This window comes from Nocardia sp. NPDC049526, from assembly GCF_044465765.1.
Lineage (GTDB): Bacteria > Actinomycetota > Actinomycetes > Mycobacteriales > Mycobacteriaceae > Nocardia.
The window spans coordinates 427,199-444,817 of record NZ_JBITMA010000003.1; the positions used below are offsets into that span (position 1 = coordinate 427,199).

At 65.1% G+C, this 17,619-nt stretch carries 16 protein-coding genes, 2 tRNA genes and 1 pseudogene; 16 read left to right on the top strand and 3 right to left on the bottom strand.

The features are described from left to right. Positions 1 to 44: 44 nt before the first annotated feature. The 4 genes from ACIBW7_RS11495 to ACIBW7_RS11510 are packed head-to-tail and all read left to right on the top strand — an operon-like array spanning position 45 to position 3,055. Entirely contained in the window at positions 45 to 1,124 is a 1,080-nt protein-coding gene (locus tag ACIBW7_RS11495; RefSeq protein ID WP_397046187.1) for a Rieske 2Fe-2S domain-containing protein, read from the top strand. After that, a complete protein-coding gene (locus ACIBW7_RS11500; RefSeq protein ID WP_040687624.1) occupies positions 1,121 to 1,315 on the top strand; it encodes a hypothetical protein in 195 nt (64 codons plus the stop codon). Before ACIBW7_RS11495 ends, ACIBW7_RS11500 begins: the two co-directional genes overlap by 4 nt. Then, positions 1,312 to 2,247 carry a PDR/VanB family oxidoreductase gene (locus ACIBW7_RS11505; RefSeq protein WP_397046188.1) on the top strand — a complete coding sequence of 312 codons (936 nt, stop codon included), beginning with the start codon at positions 1,312 to 1,314 and terminating at the stop codon, positions 2,245 to 2,247. Before ACIBW7_RS11500 ends, ACIBW7_RS11505 begins: the two co-directional genes overlap by 4 nt. A gap of 25 nt (positions 2,248 to 2,272) precedes the next feature. Further along, complete coding sequence (locus ACIBW7_RS11510; protein WP_397046189.1) at positions 2,273 to 3,055, top strand: alpha/beta fold hydrolase; 783 nt, start codon at positions 2,273 to 2,275, stop codon at positions 3,053 to 3,055. A gap of 43 nt (positions 3,056 to 3,098) precedes the next feature. Here ACIBW7_RS11510 and ACIBW7_RS11515 read toward each other — a convergent pair whose 3' ends face one another. Beyond that, positions 3,099 to 4,052: a diguanylate cyclase domain-containing protein gene (locus ACIBW7_RS11515; RefSeq protein ID WP_397046190.1), complete on the bottom strand. Its 954-nt coding sequence runs from the start codon at positions 4,050 to 4,052 to the stop codon at positions 3,099 to 3,101. A gap of 513 nt (positions 4,053 to 4,565) precedes the next feature. Between ACIBW7_RS11515 and ACIBW7_RS11520 the strand changes: the two genes are divergently transcribed. The 4 genes from ACIBW7_RS11520 to ACIBW7_RS11535 all read left to right on the top strand — a co-directional run bounded on the left by ACIBW7_RS11520 (position 4,566) and on the right by ACIBW7_RS11535 (position 8,018). Beyond that, positions 4,566 to 4,639, top strand: a tRNA-Gly gene (locus tag ACIBW7_RS11520). A gap of 44 nt (positions 4,640 to 4,683) precedes the next feature. Further along, positions 4,684 to 4,757 (top strand) — tRNA-Pro (locus ACIBW7_RS11525). Positions 4,758 to 5,502: 745 nt separating this feature from the next. After that, positions 5,503 to 6,609, top strand: coding sequence for a GAF domain-containing protein (locus tag ACIBW7_RS11530; protein ID WP_397046548.1), 1,107 nt, complete (start codon positions 5,503 to 5,505; stop codon positions 6,607 to 6,609). A 134-nt stretch (positions 6,610 to 6,743) separates the two neighbouring features. Continuing rightward, positions 6,744 to 8,018: a cytochrome P450 gene (locus tag ACIBW7_RS11535; protein ID WP_397046191.1), complete on the top strand. Its 1,275-nt coding sequence runs from the start codon at positions 6,744 to 6,746 to the stop codon at positions 8,016 to 8,018. Between the two features lie 30 nt (positions 8,019 to 8,048). Here ACIBW7_RS11535 and ACIBW7_RS11540 read toward each other — a convergent pair whose 3' ends face one another. Then, positions 8,049 to 9,290, bottom strand: a complete 1,242-nt coding sequence (locus tag ACIBW7_RS11540; RefSeq protein ID WP_397046192.1) for a styrene monooxygenase/indole monooxygenase family protein — start codon at positions 9,288 to 9,290, stop codon at positions 8,049 to 8,051. 156 nt (positions 9,291 to 9,446) lie between these two features. On the opposite strand from ACIBW7_RS11540, the gene ACIBW7_RS11545 reads away from it, so the two are divergent. The 8 genes and pseudogenes from ACIBW7_RS11545 (at position 9,447) to ACIBW7_RS11580 (ending at position 16,813) form a co-directional block, all read left to right on the top strand. Further along, positions 9,447 to 12,050, top strand: a complete 2,604-nt coding sequence (locus ACIBW7_RS11545; RefSeq protein WP_397046193.1) for a LuxR C-terminal-related transcriptional regulator — start codon at positions 9,447 to 9,449, stop codon at positions 12,048 to 12,050. A 65-nt stretch (positions 12,051 to 12,115) separates the two neighbouring features. Beyond that, positions 12,116 to 12,832, top strand: coding sequence for a response regulator transcription factor (locus ACIBW7_RS11550; RefSeq protein ID WP_397046194.1), 717 nt, complete (start codon positions 12,116 to 12,118; stop codon positions 12,830 to 12,832). A gap of 49 nt (positions 12,833 to 12,881) precedes the next feature. Further along, the gene (locus ACIBW7_RS11555; RefSeq protein ID WP_397046195.1) at positions 12,882 to 14,381 is read left to right on the top strand and encodes a sensor histidine kinase; all 1,500 of its coding nucleotides are present in this window, start codon (positions 12,882 to 12,884) and stop codon (positions 14,379 to 14,381) included. 256 nt (positions 14,382 to 14,637) lie between these two features. After that, entirely contained in the window at positions 14,638 to 15,846 is a 1,209-nt protein-coding gene (locus tag ACIBW7_RS11560; RefSeq protein WP_397046196.1) for an RNA-guided endonuclease InsQ/TnpB family protein, read from the top strand. 97 nt (positions 15,847 to 15,943) lie between these two features. After that, positions 15,944 to 16,024: pseudogene (locus ACIBW7_RS11565) on the top strand (hypothetical protein); the annotation flags it as partial. Between the two features lie 80 nt (positions 16,025 to 16,104). Next, positions 16,105 to 16,320: a GMC oxidoreductase gene (locus tag ACIBW7_RS11570; RefSeq protein ID WP_397046197.1), complete on the top strand. Its 216-nt coding sequence runs from the start codon at positions 16,105 to 16,107 to the stop codon at positions 16,318 to 16,320. Positions 16,321 to 16,416: 96 nt separating this feature from the next. Further along, positions 16,417 to 16,563 carry a hypothetical protein gene (locus tag ACIBW7_RS11575; protein WP_397046198.1) on the top strand — a complete coding sequence of 49 codons (147 nt, stop codon included), beginning with the start codon at positions 16,417 to 16,419 and terminating at the stop codon, positions 16,561 to 16,563. Next, positions 16,511 to 16,813 (top strand): hypothetical protein, encoded by a 303-nt coding sequence (locus tag ACIBW7_RS11580; RefSeq protein WP_397046199.1) that lies wholly within the window; start codon positions 16,511 to 16,513, stop codon positions 16,811 to 16,813. Before ACIBW7_RS11575 ends, ACIBW7_RS11580 begins: the two co-directional genes overlap by 53 nt. 35 nt (positions 16,814 to 16,848) lie before the next feature. On the opposite strand, the gene ACIBW7_RS11585 is transcribed toward ACIBW7_RS11580, so the two are convergent. Next, positions 16,849 to 17,550, bottom strand: coding sequence for an NAD(P)-dependent oxidoreductase (locus ACIBW7_RS11585; RefSeq protein ID WP_397046200.1), 702 nt, complete (start codon positions 17,548 to 17,550; stop codon positions 16,849 to 16,851). Positions 17,551 to 17,619 lie beyond the last annotated feature (69 nt).

Genomic DNA, 17,619 nt, shown 5'->3' on the forward strand with positions numbered 1-17,619 from the left:
TGGACCGCACAGCCCGCCAGGGGAAAGCATTCAGGAGCATTCCGATGAGCCCGACAACCGCAATTGCCCGCAACCAGTGGTATGTGGCCGCCTACAGCCAGGAGATCGGCCGCGATTTGTTCGCGCGGACCATCTGCAACGAGCCGCTGGTGTTCTACCGGACCGAGGACGGCGCGGTGGCGGCACTGTCGGACCGCTGCATCCACCGTCGCTACCCGCTGTCGGAGTCGCGGCTGGTCGGTGACCGTGTCGTCTGCGGCTACCACGGCTTCACCTACGACCGCACCGGTGCCTGTGTCGCGGTACCCGCACAGACCCGCATTCCCCGCAGTGCCCGTGTCGCCTCCTACCCAGTGGTGGAACAGGATTCGTTCGTCTGGGTGTGGATCGGGGACCGCGAGTCGGCCGACCCGGCCGCGATCCCGCGCGCACCGTGGCTGGTGCGGGACGGGTGGACCACTATCCGCGGCCTGGAGACCATCCGGGCCAGGCATGCGCTGCTGATGGACAATCTGATGGATTTGTCCCACGAAACCTATTTGCACGGCGGCTATATCGGCACCCCAGAGGTCGCCGAGACGCCGATCACCACCGAGGTCGACCAGGCTGCCGGTGTCGTGTGGGTGAGCAGGCATATGGACGATGCCGAATGTCCGCCGTTCTATGCCAATTCGACCGGCATCACCGGGCGCATCACCCGCTGGCAGGACATCGAGTTCCAGCCGCCGTGCCTGTACCGGCTGCACAGTCGCGTCGCGCCGCAGGGCAACTATCCGCCCGAGGGCTACCTGCCCGGACGCGGTGCCGACACCGATCCCGGCGCGTTCCACACCGAAATCGTGTACGCCCTCACTCCGGAAACCGAGCATTCGGTGCACGACTTCTGGATGGTGGCAAGAGATTTCGCGATCGACGACCAGGACGTGACCGACTACCTGCACAAGAGCAATCACACCGTGGTCATGCAGGACGTGGTGGCGCTGAACCTGGTCGAGGAGGTCATCGCCGCGGAGGAACGCGCCGGAGGCACCTACCAGGAGCTGTCGATCAATATCGACACCGGCGCGCTGGCGGCACGGCGGCTGATCGCCGAGCTCACCCGGACCGAAGCGACCCGGGCATGACCGCGGCTGCTTGCCACCGCGTGCAGTGGTTTCCGGGCAGCGATCAGCTGCTCGGCCGATGCCATTGCGGCGCAACCCGGATCGCCGATGACCCGATCGAAATCTGGCAGTGGTTGCTCGCCCACCCCGACGGTCACCACGACCGCGCGCCCGATCCGCGGCCCGCGACCCTGATCGGAGCCGGAGCGTGACCGCCGAACCGGAATTCACCGTCACCGTCACCGACCGCCGCACCGTCGCCGACGGCATCATCGAACTCACCCTCGCCGTGACCGACGGCCACATCCCGAAATGGCAGCCGGGCGCCCACGTCGACTTGATCCTGCGCCCGGACCTGGTGCGCCAGTATTCGCTGTGCGGCGATCCCGACGACCACGACCGACTGACGGTCGCGGTCCTGCGTGAGCCGAGCAGCCGTGGCGGATCGGCCTACGTCCACGACCGGCTGACCGTGGGCGAGCGTCTGCGAATCCGAGGTCCCCGCAACAACTTCCCGCTGCGGGACGCGGAACGCTATCTGTTCATCGCCGGCGGTGTCGGCATCACTCCGCTGCTGCCGATGATCCGCATGGTCGCGGGTCGCGGCGGCGAGTGGAGCCTGCACTACGGCGGCCGCACCCGCGCGAGCATGGCTTACCTACCCGAACTGTCGGCGCTCGGGCCGATCGAGGTGTGTCCGCAGAGCGAGACCGGTCCGCTCGATCTCGACGCCATCCTCGCCAAGCCGGAACTGGGCACCCTGGTGTACTGCTGTGGTCCGGAGTCGCTGCTGGCAGCCGTCGAAAGCCACTGCGCGGCAACCTGGCCCGCCGACGCCCTGCACCTCGAGCGATTCGCGCCGAAGCCGACCGAAGTGACTGTCGATTCCGCCTTCGACGTCGAATGCGCGCAATCCGGTGTCACCGTGCACATCCCGGTGCACACCTCCGTCCTCGACGCCATCGAACAGGCCGGTATCGCGGTCTTGTCCTCCTGCCGCGAAGGCACCTGCGGTACCTGCGAAACCGTAGTCCTGGACGGCATCCCCGACCATCGCGACAGCATCCTCACCGCACAGGACACCGACGTGATGATGATCTGTCGCTCACGCGCCCACACCCCGCGCCTGGTCCTGGATATCTGATCCTCTTATCGAGAAGGTTCCCGCTATGCCCGTCGTCCGTGTCTCAGATACCGATGTCCACTACTCCGTGTCCGGTGCCGGACCGGGATTGGTCCTCGTCCACGGCACCAGCATGAGTGCCGAATCCAATTTCGGGCACCTCATCTCCGAGTTCACCGACCGCCACACCGTTGTCGCGCCGAACTATGCGGGCAGCGGCGAAACCACCGCACCCGACGGCCGACTGACGCTGGACCTGCTGGCCGCGCAGATCATCGCGGCCATCGAGGATGCGTCGACCGGCCCGGTCGACCTGGTTGGCTTCTCCCTCGGCGCGGTCGTCGCGGCAGCAGTCGCGGGGCGGCGTCGCGACCTGGTGCGCAGACTCGTCCTGGTGGCGGGTTGGTCGGTGACGCAGGATCCCCGGCAACTGCTCACCCTGCACGGCTGGGCGGCGTCATTGGAGGCCGGACCCGAAATGGCCTCCGCATTCGGTCCGTTGCTGGCGTTCAGCCCGGCATTCCTGAGCGGACTCGGCCATGCGGGTCTGGCGCAATTGCGCGCTACGAAACCCGAACCCGGAACGCTGCGACAGATCGAGGTGAACCTCGAGGTGGACATCCGGGACGAGCTGAGCCGTATCGCCGCACCGACATTGGTGATCGGCTGCACCCAGGATCAGCTGGTACCGGTCACCCACGCCCGTGACCTGCACGCCGCGATCCCGAACAGTCGATACGCCGAAATCGACAGCGGCCATGTGGTGTTCTTCGAGAAGCCCGCCGAACTCGTGTCGCTTGTACAAGGTTTCCTGCACCCTGCCAGCTGACTGGACAGGTCCTCTGGGGGTGACCCAGAGGGCCTGTATCGGATCAGCCTGCGACGGCCTTGATTTCGGGTTTATCGGAATCGGCGAGGACGAAGCGGCGGCCGCCCGCGGTCTTCGCCGAATACATCGCGCGATCGGCGCTACGCAGCAGATCGGTGAAATCGCAGGAGTCGCCCGGCGGACAGTATGCGGTGCCGACACTGGCCGAGACCGGCACCGGACCGGCCGTCGTCCATACCGGATCCCGCAGCGCGGCCACGATCTGATGCGCGATTTCGCCGACTTCTTTGTACAGCGGGTTGGTGGCGAGCACGAATTCGTCACCGCCGTAGCGGCAGATGACCGTATCCGGCGGGCAGATCTCCCGCAGCCTGCGGGCCAGTTCGACGAGCACCTCGTCGCCGACGGCATGTCCGTAGTTGTCGTTGATCTGCTTGAACCGGTCCAGGTCGATCAGCAGCAGACCGACGCCGCGGTTCGGATCGGCCGTCATCAGCCGCACCTTGTCCTGCAGCAGCGTCCGGTTGGCCAGATCGGTGAGCGCGTCATGGGTGGCCTCGTGCCGCAGTCGATGCTGTAGCGCGGCGATCTCCTGCACCCGCAACGACACCGCGGCCGAAATGTGCTGCTCCTGCTGGGCCAGCGCCCGCTCCTGCAGCGCCTGGGCATAGCTGTCGATGGCCTGACTGGCGACCAGCGGCCAGCGCGTGGCGACCAGCGACCCGGGCGCCCCCGCCGGGAAGCCGAGCAGCCAGCGGGTGGCCTGGGCCAGCATTCTGGTCCGTTCGAACGGCGCCTCGACCAGTCGCGCCCCCAAGTTCCGCGCCTCGGGCACCGGGAATGGCTCGGACCTGGCCAGCAACAGCAGCCGCTCGATGATCTCGACCAATACCGGCTGCAAGTGTTGTGGTGACGCGTGTGATCCCGGTTCCGCGCAGACCGCACGCGCCCACGCGCCTGCCATCTGCGCTACGGGTGGCTCGATATCCGCAGACATCGCACTCACCCGCCACGGGTGATGTCGGTACCCGGGTGCCCTGTTCCCACGCAGGTGCCGGCGTCACCCCGATCGTTCCCACTGCTACGCGGTTGTGTCCACCTCGCTTGGTGCACGCTCACCGCCCCCTTTCCAGATACCCCCGTCCGGCAAAAAGGATCCTAGCAAGCCACTCGGCACTGAAAAACGCTGTTTTATAACGAGTTATCGGTCCCTAGCGAATGGCGATCGGGTATGTCATCGCTGTCGCGCCGCCGGCGTTACACATCAATTTTGTTCGCCGGAAAGTCGCGGACCGACACGCCGACAGCACGCCGAAAGCGGAGGTTTCCGGCTCGCTCGCCAGCTCGACTCGATCAGTGATAGCGATCCGCTACTGCTGACGGCTCGGATCGTGGGCACGTTGGTCTCGCTGGACGCTTTGGTGGGGGCTGATTGGCGTATCCGAGGCCCGATTCGGTACAGTCGGTTCGCACACGACATCGTGGCGATCCCATCAGATGTCGTATGCCTGCGGGTGTAGTTCAATGGTAGAACCTCAGCCTTCCAAGCTGATGGTGCGGGTTCGATTCCCGTCACCCGCTCCACGCAGGATTCATCCTCGTCGGCACCGTCTTTCGCCGCGAGGCCACGGGGTGTAGCGCAGCTTGGTAGCGCATCCGCTTTGGGAGCGGAGGGTCGCAGGTTCAAATCCTGTCACCCCGACAGCGTCGGCAGGTCGGAGGCCCTTTTCTAGCCTCGCCGACCCGCCGGGATTCGACTTCGCGACACGGTTCGATGAGTCGGCTGTACAGGTTCAGCACGTGGTGCAGTTGGTCACTTGCTTCGGTGCGTCGAGGTAGTGGCGCTCGGCGGTGCGGGTGTACTTGTGTCCGAGTTGGTTTCACTGTCTCGGCGCCGTGCTTCTCGGCTACCGCGGTGCCCCCTCGTCTCGGAAACTGGAGGGCGTGACCCGGGCGAAGGGGCGGTGGTGTGGCCGGAGTGGTTTGCTGGTAGTCGCACTCGTGGATAGCCAGCGGTTCGCCATGGGCTGTTCCGGTGTCGAGAAACTTCGGCGATGTCGAGGATCGTCGGGCTGCGCGGCGGTCCGCTCTGGTAGGCGGGGCAGCCGGGAATCTCGTGCGGCGCTTGATGCGTCGCGTCTCGCGCGCCGGATACTCGGCGGTGGCGCACAGCCAGGTTCATGATCTCGAGCCGTGTCGACCGCGGTGAGATCGCGGGGCTTCCACCACGGACGGTGATGAATCGTGCAAGGCGCGTAAGCGTATTCGGGGAGGTGCGGCGCTGGTTGGTGCGGGAGCGATCGCGGGCGCCCGCACACCTAGGTAGTGAACTCGGTTGCTCACCTTGCAGCACCCGATGTCGACACCTCCCCTATCTGGGAATACTGAACCGACGTGCAGACAGTCGCATGTGCAGGCAGGGAACGGTCGGGGCGGAGGGAGGTGTGATGATTCCGTGGGCGACGGTGGAGACGTTGGCGCCCGGGGTCGCTTCGGTGGCTTCGATGGGGGAAGCGTCGCGCAATTTCGCCAGTTGCGACCGCGTTGTACAGCGATTGCTGGCGAAGAGTCCGGCGTTCTATGACACTCTGACCACCCGCGATATCTCCGGGATGATCCGCTTGGTGCACCTTCGGGGCGAGGATATGGATCTGACGATCCCGACCGGCGCTGGGCCGCACAAGCTGATGCTGCGGCCGGTGCTCGGTCCGGCCGGCGATGTGCACGCGGTGCGGTTGTGGCTCGGTCCCGCGGCGGCGCCCATCCCCCCGTTGCGCCCCGCGGTCGGTCTGATCTGGGAACTCGATACCCAGTTGATCCACCAGCCCATCGGCCTTCGGCGGTTGTGCGGTGTCGAGGACCAAGAGTACGTGCCGCGACGTTCTATTGCCGAACTGTTCCACCGGATTTCGAAATTCGATCGACATGTGGAGGTGCTCGATCTGCTCTACGGTCCGGTGCCGGGGCACAAGCTCCAGTTCGACGTGATCGTGACCAGTGGGTCCGCACGACGAGGGCAATGGCGGATCACCATGCGGGCTCGCGATGACGAACGGACCCGCGGCGCCTGGTGGTTGATCGAAGACACGACCTCGGACACCATGCCCTCGATGGCGCCGACACTCGATCACGTCGGGCTACGGGAAGCGCACCGTCGTGCCGGGACCCATTTGGCTATCGTGCAACTCGAGCACACAACCATCTCTCATTGGCTCACCGAGCCTGCCCCCTGGGTCCGGTGGGATTACCTGTTCCGGCCGGTCGATGTATTCCATCCCGGTGATCGTGCTCGATTGGTCGACCTCGGCGGCAGGCTCGCATCCGGCGATGCGACGGAGGTCACCGTACGCACATTGAACTACGGTGGCGGATACACACCGACATCATTGTTGCTCTATCCGTATCCCGGATATTCGGTACGCAGGCTCACCATCGCCCAACTCGTCTTCATCGGCGACGACCTCCCGTTTACGCAACCGAGCAAACCCGTCGGCTACGACGAACAACTGTGGCGCTGTCGGTCCAACCGAATGGAACATATCCCGGCTCACTGAATGATGATGCACCGTTGGGTAGCGACCCACCGGTGCTTGCTGGGCGGCGGTGCCGAAATGCCCGTGGATCTACCGATGTTCGGGACATACCTACTGCGCAATCGTTACGGCGACCCACCACTTGCCTGAGTGACATGGCCAGCGTTCGGAGTTTCGTTTTGAACACGCAACAGTCTCCACCCGAGCCCGATACTTGTCCGGTTCCGCACCACGTGTCGCCCGCCAGGGGCGATGGTGACTACGTCCCCCTGTTCTCCCCGGAATTCGCCGCCGATCCACACACCGCTTATCGGGAGATGCGTAGCCGCTACGGCGCGATGGCGCCGGTGGAACTCGCGCCGGGAGTGCCCGCGACCCTGGTGCTCGATTACTACACCGCAGTGCGCATCCTGAATGATCCAGACCATTTCCCTGCTGATCCACGCGGCTGGCAGCAGACGATCCCCGTCGAATGTCCGGTACGGCCGATACTCGAGTGGCGTCCGAACGCACTGCGCAGTGCCGGTAACGAACACACCCGCTATCGGCAGGCCATCGCCGCGGCCATCGATGGGGCCGATCTGCATGCCCTGCATGCCACCGTGGAGTCCATTGCCGTACCGCTGGTCGAGGCCTTCAGCGCGTCCGGTACGGCGGACCTGATCAGCCAGTACGCCTTACCGCTCGCATTCGGCGCGATCAACGCGATGCTGGGCTGTCCACCGGAGATCGGCCAGCGGGTCGCACAAGCGACGGCCGCGATTTTCGAGGGGGTCGACGCCGAACAAGGCAACAAAATGCTCAGCGAGGCTTTGCTGGACCTGATCGACTTGAAACGAGCCGAACCCGGCGATGACATCACCACGCGACTACTCGAACATCCCACCCGACTCGACGAGTCGGAGTTGATTCATCAGCTCGTCATCTTGTATGGCGCGGGAATCGAACCGCAACAGAATCTGATCGTCAATACGCTGCTGCTGATGCTCACCGACGAGCGGTTCGCGGGAAATGTGTTGGGCGGTAGCCTATCGACCCGGGACGCACTCGACGAGGTCTTGTTCGCCGACCCGCCGATGGCGAATTTTTGCGTCACATATCCACGCCAACCGATTCTGTCCAGCAATATCTGGCTGCCCGCCAACGAGCCGGTCGTCATCAGCATGGCCGCCTGCAACAACGATCCGACGATCAGCGGCGGTGAGTATCTCGGCAATCGTTCGCACTTGGCATGGGGCGCTGGACCGCACGCCTGCCCGGCGCGAACGGCGGCCTATCTGATCGCCCAAGATGCCATCGATCAACTCCTCGACGCCCTGCCCGATCTGGCGCTGGCCGTGCCGGTCGATGAACTGAACTGGCGGCCCGGTCCGTTCCACCGCGCTCTTGCTTCCCTACCAGTGGCATTCCCGGTATCGAATACGCGCTGACCGCCATGGCGTTCGGCGACCCGCACTCGCTCAGTGGAGTGTGGTTTCGACATAGCCGTCGGGGTCCGGGTATCCCGTTGGCGCGGCAGCGGCGAATTTCACCATATTCGCTGGGCGGACGAAGGTTTCGGCGAACGCGTCGGCCAGTGCGGTGTTCTCCTGTGCGGCCAGCATCAATTCCCGCACGGCCGGTGGGGGGTCGAGCACGGCCATTGTCCAGCGTGCCGCGGCATGGGCGATTCCGGTCAGCCACGGCTGTGCCGCCGATGTCATCCAGGCCCGATCGAACGGGCCGGTGGGATTGCCCAGAATCGCCGCGCTGTACAGCGCGGCGCAGTGCGCGGCGCTGTTGGCGCCCTGCGCACCGCCGGGATCCATCCGGCACACGACATCGCCGCCGCCGAGTACGAGGGTGCCGGAGGGCAGTGTGCCGATCGGCTCGCGCATGGTCGGCGGTACGGCGCCGACCAGAGTCGCGCCACCGTCGGTCAATTCGGCATTGCGATACCGATCGGCAAGTGCCGCAGGCAGATATCGTTGCAAGAGTTGTGCGGCCCGCGGCAGTCGCTCGGCCGGGACCGTGTGCGCGAAAACATCCAGTCCGCTGCCGGGCAATCCCTCGAAAAGCAGTATTTCGCAACGCCTCTCCTGTCCGGGAGGACCGGTCAGGCCCGGATAGGAGATGATTTCGCCGTGGCCGGGAAGGGCCGTGTAGGTTCCGAGGCCATCCGGATCGGGCTCGACCCCGTCGAGGTACAGCACCGCCAGTCGACGCATCGGCTCGGCCGGAACCGACCAGCTCGGGTCGACGGGAAAGTATGCGGCGAGCTCGCGCGATGCTCGGGTGACGACGGTCAGATCGTATGCGGCGGTCTGCTGATCCAGTTGCGGCACAGACAGTTCGGCGATCTCCAGATTGCCGCCCGCAGCCGCGAAGTCGGCAAGCCAGCGCGCGAACACCGTCCGCTGGTCGACACTCTGTGCGGGTTCGCTGAAGCGTCCGGCCCATCCGGACACCAGATTGCGGTCGATGACCAAACTGAACCGGATGCCTAGGATCCGGGGCGCAATCGAGCGCCAAATACCCAGCCCCGCTCGAGATTCGAGGTCCAACGTCGGTACGAACTTCACCTGTGTGCTGGTCACCGAGCCGGACAGCACCGCGGCCGCGTCGCGATCGGTCACCAGGGTGACCGGGATGCCGCTGTGCCGCAGCCGCAGTGCCAGCGGTAGGCCACACTCGCCGGCGCCGAGTATCTGAATTCCGCGCACGTGAAATCCTTCCGATGGTGAATTCGCTGGTCTCAGCTTCGTGACATAGGTAGGTCACGTACATCGGGTGCAACGACGAATGTTTCAGATGTTGCCGCCGAGTCGACGGTTGGATACCGGCTGCTCGGCGACTACCGGCTGACTAGTGTGCTCACCATGACCGGGCGATATTCATCGAGCCTCGGATCGCTGCCGTCAGCCGTCAGTGATTTCGTCGGACGCGAACGGGAGCTGGACAAGATCGCGAAGTTGCTGCTGGATTCGGCGCGTCTGATCACCTTGATCGGTTCCGGTGGTATCGGCAAGACTCGCCTTGCCACCGAGGCGGTGCACCGCTATCACAAGGCTCGTCGGGTTCCCGTCCATTGGGTTCGGCTGGCCCGGCTGGCGAGCGGGGCGGATATATCGGCGGTCGAGGACGAGGTCGCGCAGGCGATCGTCGACGCCGACTTCTCCGATCGATCGGTATGGGCCGCTCTGGTCGGCACCCTCACTCGTTCCGACGCCGTGGGCCACCGACTGCAGACGATCCTGGTGATGGACAATTGTGAGCACGTCCTCGACGGCGCCGGGCGATTGATTTCCGACCTACTCGACGCCGTGCCGGGGTTGACGGTGCTGGCGACCAGTCGCGAGGCAGTCGGCTGGGTGGATGAGCAATTGGTGCCGATCGGTTCCTTGCCGCGAGAACAGGCGCTGCGGCTGTTCCGCAAGCGAGCGGAACTCACCGGGCGTGCCATCGCCGATGATCAACTCGCGCTGGCCGATTCGATCTGCAGGCATGTGGACAACCACCCGCTCTACATCCGGCTGGCCGCCGCCCGCCTACGGCGCCAACCGTTGCCCATGATTCTGCGCGACCTCAGCGGTGAGGCCGGCGATCGGCGGCTGCGGTGGTCGCCCGGTCCACGTGTCGGCACCGAGGAACGGCATCAGGGCATCCGGGATGTCATCGCATGGTCCTACGACCTGTGCACGGACCAGGAACGTCTACTCTTCGATCGGATGTCGGTATTCGCCGCGGGTTACGACGTGGATCCGGACGATGAAGCCGATTCATCGGTTCTCGATGTCGGTGCGGAACTGGATGCGATCGAGGGGGTCTGCGCAGATCTCGACATCGTCGGCGGCGACCCGCGCGTCAGCATCGCGACGGACGAGGTCGAGGGTCTCTTGGAGCGTTTGGCGGATCAGTCTCTGGTGTCGGTCCACTTGACTTCCGATACGGTCCGTTACTCACTGTTGGAGAGCTTCCGCGTATTCGCTCAGCAGCGATTGCGCGAGCGCTCGACCGGCACCGAATGGGAGCGACTGACCGCCCGGCATCGGCGGTACTACCGCGACAAAGTGATGCGAGCCTGCGCCGAATGGTGCAGCCCGGCGGAACAGGATCTGCTCGATTGGGCGCGGGCGGCTTGGGACAACCTGCTCTGCGCGATCGACGGAAGTCTCACCACCCCGGGGGAATCGGTGATCGGACTGGAAATCGCCGTCGGCTTGATCTCATTGCGCGTTCCCTTCATCAAGGGGTCGCTGCGCGAGTCTCGGCGCTGGGCCGAGCGAACGCTGGCGGCGACGCGCGAACTCGACCCACAGCCCGTCGAACTCCAGATATCGGCAATGGCCCTGATCGGCTGGATCAGCATGTGCCAGGGTGTGCACGACGACGCCGAGCGGATGCTCGAGGAGTGCGTCACCGCGTGCGTGACAGATCCGGCGGTACGGGCGAACTGGCGCCATACCTTCGAGCATGACCTCGGTCTGCCCGCACCCGTCGAGTTCATGCGCGGTAGCGAGCTGATGCTGGTGCAGGGCGACGCGCGTGCGGTAGCGGTGCTCGGGCGCGCTCGCCAGAAGTTCGCCGCTGGCGGCGATCTCGGTGGTGCGGCCATGAGCGAGCTGTTCGAGGCACTGGCCGCCGGTTTCGGTGGCACCGCTGTGCAGGCCATGGAGATTGCCCGGCGACATCTCGACAACGCCGTTGCGGCGGGTGCGCGCTGGGCGAAATCCTGGGCCGAATTGGCGTGGGCGATTGCCCTGACCAAATATGGTGACCCCCGAGAAGCGCTCGCCGTCGGTCGCTCCGCGTTGGCGGATCAGGTCGCGATGCGTGACCAATGGGGTGCCCTCTGGGCGGTGCACATCCGGATGTGGACGCTGGCGCGCATGTCGGGCGATGCGCGGACCCTGGACGGCGCTGTCTCGGACCAGGTGATTGCGGGGGCCACCGAAATCGCACTGCTGGGCGGCGGAGTCGCCACCTGGCGGCAGCGCTTGGGGGTGAACATAGCGAACTTGGTGCCATTCGAAACCGAAACCGGCAACGCTATCGACATCGCACGGGATGTGCTCGGACACCAGCTGTTCGAAGCCACTCGGCGCGAGGGTGCCATGCTGCGGCCGGAGCACGGTGAGGTGGCACGGCTGGCGTTGGGCACGTTGTCGATGGGCAAGCTGGAGGTGGACCATCCCATCCGGCGCGACCGCCCGTCACCCTGGCAGGAACTCTCGACTGCCGAACAGGAGGTGGCTACGCTCGCGGCGGCGGGCTGGACCAATACGGCGATCGCGGCCAGTCGCGGCAATTCGTTCAAAACCATAGACGCACAGATGGTTTCGATCTTCCAGAAGCTGATGATCACATCGCGAGCCGATATCGTCACCTTCGTGCCCGCGGACCGGCGAAGCGACGTCGCGAATGCGGCCGCACGTCGACCCAAACGTGCGCGGCGCAGGCCGGCACCCGAGCGCGGCCGCTGACCGGCGAAAGCGATAGGGCGATGTGCGGGGCCGGTCCGGTGGACGGTGCGGCATAGTGTGTAGCCGTGCCCGACCGTGACACGTCGCCGGCCGCGACCGTTCTCGTGGTCGACGATGAGCCCAACATTCTGGACCTGCTCTCCGCCGCGCTGCGGATGAGCGGATTCGACGTGCATACCGCCGCGAGCGGGTACGCCGCGCTGGCCGAGGCGGCGGCGCATCCGCCGGACATCGTGGTGCTGGACGTGATGCTGCCGGATCTGGACGGCTACGCGGTGGCGCGGCGGCTGCGGGAGTCCGACAGTCAGGTGCCGGTGCTCTTCCTGACGTCCCGGGACGCGGTCGAGGATCGGATCGCCGGGCTGGCCGCCGGTGGCGACGACTATGTGACCAAGCCGTTCAGCATCGAGGAGGTCCTGCTGCGGCTGCGCGCGATTCTGCGGCGCACCCTCGGCCCGGAGTCCGGCGAGGATCGGGTGCTCAAGTATGCGGACCTGGAACTGGACGTCGATGCACACGCGGCATATCGAGCGGGCACCGAGATCTGGCTGTCGGCCACCGAATTCAGCCTGCTGCGGTATCTGGTGGTCAATGCCGAGAAGGTGGTCAGCAAGCAGCAGATCATCGATCGGGTGTGGAGTGCGGAGACCGGGCGCGACGCGCGGGTCGTGGAGACCTTCATCAGCCAGCTCCGGCGCAAGGTCGATGCCCGGAATCCGCCGCTGATCCACACGATTCGCGGTGTCGGCTACACCCTGCGGCTGGGCGGCGAGCGTTCGTGAGCGAGCGAACAATCAACACAGCCGGGCATCGCTCGGTCATGGCGGAGTCATGAACGGACGCCGGGTGTGGAATCGGGCTCGCCGGTTGACCTTACGCACTCGGCTGCTGCTGGCCCTCGTCGCGATTGCCGGTATCGGAATGGCCGTCTTCGGGCTGCTCAGCGTGACCATGTTGGATCGCGCGCTGCTCGATCGGGTGGACGACCAGCTGAATCGTGTTGCCAGCGATATGACTTCGACCAAGCGGCCGCCGCCGCCCCCGCCGTCCGGCCCGCCGGAGTACGAGCAGTTGCCTACGGATTTCCGGCTGATGTTCTTCGATGTCGACGGGCATCAGATCGGCAGGCTCGGCGCACCTGCCCAGGTGAGCACCGTGCCCGCGCTGCCCGCGATGGATGCGGCATCGGTGCGCGCCCGCCCGGATGCCGCGTTCACGGTCGGCGACCAGAAGAGCGATATCCGTTGGCGGGTGCGCACTGTCGTGCAGCCGGCGACGGAATGGCAGCCCGATGGCGGTACCGTCGCGATCGCGATGTCGCTGGCGACCACCGAGGCGACCACCGGCAACCTGCGCACGATCGAGTTGGCGGCGGGTGCGATGCTGCTGCTCGCCATCTGCGTGATCGCGGCGGTCCTGGTGCGCATCGGCCTGCGACCGCTGACCAGGATCGAGCACACGGCCGAGGCTATCGCCGCCGGGGATCTGGATCGCCGTGTCGCACAGACCGATCCGCATACCGAGGTCGGTCGGCTCGGTACCGCGTTCAATGTGATGGTCACCAGGCTGTCCACCGCACTGCGCCAGCTCGCCGATTCCGAGCAGCGGATGCGGGCGTTCATCGCCGACGCCTCGCATGAACTGCGCACCCCGCTGACCTCGGTGCGCGGCTACGCCGAGCTGTATCGGCGCGGTGGTGCGTCCGACGAGGTGGGCGTGCGGGAGATGATGAGCCGGATCGAGGGCGAGGCGATCCGGATGGGGGTGCTCGTCGACGACCTGTTGCTGTTGGCCAAATCCGATCAGGAACGGGCGCTGGATCTGGCGGAGGTCGATCTGGTGGTGCTCGCGATGGAAGTCGTGCGCGACGCCGCTACCCGGGCCCCGGATCGGGACATCGGTCTGGAGAGTTCGGATTACCCGGTTCGGGTGGTCGGTGACGAGCATCGATTGCGGCAGGTCGTGACCAATCTGGTCAATAACGCGCTGGTGCATACGCCATCCGAGGCTTCGATCACCGTCACCGTCGGGATCAGAGCCGCGGCTGCGTTGACCGATCCGGTCGCCGCCGAAGCGGGTGCGGAACTACCCGACGTGTCCGAATTCGCCGTACTCGATGTGCACGACGACGGACCCGGCATCGCGCCGGAGAACGCCCCGCGCATCTTCGATCGCTTCTACCGGGCCGCGGAATCGCGTTCCCGCACCGGCGGTTCGGGACTCGGACTCGCCATCGCCGATGCGATCCTGGGTGCGCACGGCGCCCGGATCCAGCTGTTGCGCACGCCCGGTGCGGGTGCGACTTTCCGGATCCTTTTCGCCGTTTATTGATCGTCGGCGGATTGGGCACGCAAGTGGCACGAGTGAGTTGAGTTGATGACCGTTCTGGTTCCGTTGCAGGAGACCGATGTCGTTACCAGTCGCCGAGCGCACGACGCTCGGCCGCATCGGATTGCTGTAGCGCGAAGGCAACCCTGCTCGAGTTGTCGGAGTTGGCGCGTCTGTTGCATGCTCCATGATCTGTGCCGAATATGATTCTGACGCAGATTGTCTCACTGGTTACAACCTGACTTGTTAATGTGTGCGCATGGGGGAGAGCTTGGTGAAGCGGGCGTACAAGTACCGCTTCTATCCGACCGAGCAGCAGGAACGGGAGCTTGTGCGCACGTTCGGATGTGTCCGCTTGGTGTACAACAAGGCGCTGGAAGCCAGGACGACCGCCTGCTACACCGAGCGGCGTCGCGTCAACTACAACGAGACCTCTGCGATGCTGACCGCGTGGAAGAAAACCGATGAGCTGAAGTTTTTGGGGGAGGTGTCCTCGGTGCCGTTGCAGCAGGCGTTGCGGCATTTGCAGGGTGCGTTCGCCAACTTCTTCGATAAGCGGGCGCGTTATCCACGTTTCAAGTCGCGGAAGAAGTCTCGCTCGTCGGCGGAGTACACGCGGTCGGCGTTCACATTCCGTGACGGGGAACTCACCCTCGCGAAGATGGCCGATCCGCTGAATATCGTGTGGTCTCGGCCGTTGCCCGAAGGTGCGCAACCTTCCACGGTCACCGTGTCGTGTGACAGCGCGGGCCGTTGGTTCGTGTCGCTGCTCACCGAAGCTGTGGTAACTCACCACCCGCCGACCGATGGCGTTGTTGGTGTGGATGCCGGGGTCACCTCGCTGTTGGCGTTGTCGACCGGTGAGAAGATCTCCAATCCCAGGCATCAGCGACGAGAACAGGCGCGGCTGGTGAAAGCTCAACGCGCCCTTGCCCGCAAGACCAAGGGGTCGGTCAATCGGGATAAGGCTCGCCGGAAGGTGGCGCGTCTCCACGCTCGTATCACCGACCGCCGCACAGACCATTTGCACAAGCTGAGTACTCGGCTCGTTCGTGAGAACCAAACGATCGTGATCGAGGATCTGAATGTGGCGGGGATGCTTCGCAATCACCGTTTGGCGCGTGCGATCTCCGATGCCTCGTGGTCGCAGTTGCGTTCGATGTTGGAGTACAAGGCCGCCTGGTACGGGCGTGAGGTGATCGCCGTGGACCGATGGTTCCCGTCGAGCAAGACCTGCTCTGCGTGTGGGGTGCTGAACGACACGATGCCATTGCATGTGCGGGAATGGGTGTGCCGGTGCGGTGTGGCCCATGATCGCGATATCAACGCTGCGAGGAATATTTTGGCCGCCGGGCTGGCGGTGTCTGCCTGTGGAGGCGGTGTAAGACCAACCCGGCAGTCGTCGGCGCGGCAGTCGCCGGTGAAGCAAGAAACACGACCTGTGAAGGTCGGAATCCCCCACCAATAGATGTGGGGGAAGAAGCCAATTGTGACACCTTCGCGTGGTGTCATCACTCGCGACCACGGCATCCCGCTACCGCCTGTCCGGATACGACCAAGCGCATATGCATGCCGGTATCGCGGGTGCAGCAAGGATTTTGGAAGCGGCAGGGGCGCTCCGGATCTTCTCCGGGCACCAGTCGGGACCGGTCTACGAGCCCGGTGTCGCAGGCTCACACGACAGCTTCGTCGCCGAATGTCTGCGCGCCGGTTACGATCCCGGCCGTTGCGCGATGGGTGCACTGCACATCATGGGCTCGGCACGCATGGGCGGCTCGCGCGCGGATTCGCCACCGATCCGGACGGCGTGGTCTGGGATTTGCCGAATGTCGTTGTCGCCGACGCCTCCTGCTTCCCGACCGCCTCAGGGGTGAACCCGATGGTCAGCATCGAAGCCATCGCGTATATGAACGCGTCACGTCTGGCCGCGCGACTGACCTGAGCGATGCCCGGCCGGTCGGCGTGCCAAGCGCCGGTCGATCATCGGATCGGCAGAAATCGTGCGTGATCAGGCACGGATTGTGCTTGGATCGGTCGCATGTCCTATCGGAAGGACCCGCGCGTCGACGCCTACATCGACCCGCTGCCAGAGTGGCAGCAGGCCATCTGTCGTGAGGTGCGCGAGCTGGTGCATGCCGCCGACCCCGAGGTCGTCGAGACAATCAAACGCACCGTTCAGCCGTAACTTCGTACTGGACGGCAATATCTGTGCTCTCCTCGCGGCCAAGTCCCACGTGAATGTATTCCTCTACGACGGCGGCATCGTACCGGATCCGGAGGGCATCATCACTGGCGGCCACGAGAACAAGACCGGGCGCACCGTGGCCATCCACGAAGGCGAAAAGCTGAACACCCCAGCACTTCTCGCGATGTTCGAACAGGTCATCGCCAACAACCGCGCGGGCGGTTGGCGCAAGTTGAAAAACGAAAGCTGAACTCCCGCACCGAATATCGGTGCGGGAGCATCGGGTCAATATCCGATAGTGAAGCGGCGCTGGATAAATCGTGGCAGTTCTGCCTCGTCGAGTAGCGCGACCGCGGCGTCTTCGACGGAAATGCGGCTGTGGCCGTCGGTGTCGCGGACCGGTTGGTCACCGCCGACGCGGTAGCGACCGGTGCGTTCGCCAGGGGCGATCAGCTCAGCTGGGCTCAGGTAGGTCCAGAGCCGATTCGAGGTGCGCAGGATATCGAGGGCGGCACGGTGGCCGCGTACCGCGGCGGCGTACTCGCGGGGGAGGCCGAGTCCTTCGAGGGTATCGGCGAGGCGTTGGTCGTCGTCCGCGGTGACTCGGCCGGGCTCGTACTCCAGACTCCCCGCGCCGCCGACGACGATCAGTCGCGTGCGCGGGTGCGTGTGCAGTGCTTCGAGCAGTGAGCGAGCAGCACTCGCGTAGACCGTCGGATCGGCGATGGAGCGCGCGACGGTGTCATCGAAATCCGCTGCCGCATTTCCCGGTTGGTAGCAGCTGATCAGAACGTCCATGCCGGGGAGGGCCGCGGCAATGGCCGCGCTGTCGAAGATGTCGAGGCTACGCCAGGTGACGTTCGGCTGGCTGGTGGTGATCTGGCGGGCGTCCCTGGTGAACGCCGTGACGTGGTGGCCGCGGGCGACGGCCTCGGTGAGTACCCGCTGGCCGATATTGCCGGTCGCGCCGACGATTCCGATGAACATGGTTCTCCTCGAACTGATTGATACGGCGTGTAGAAACTATACGCCGTGAAGTATTTGAGCAACGTCTAG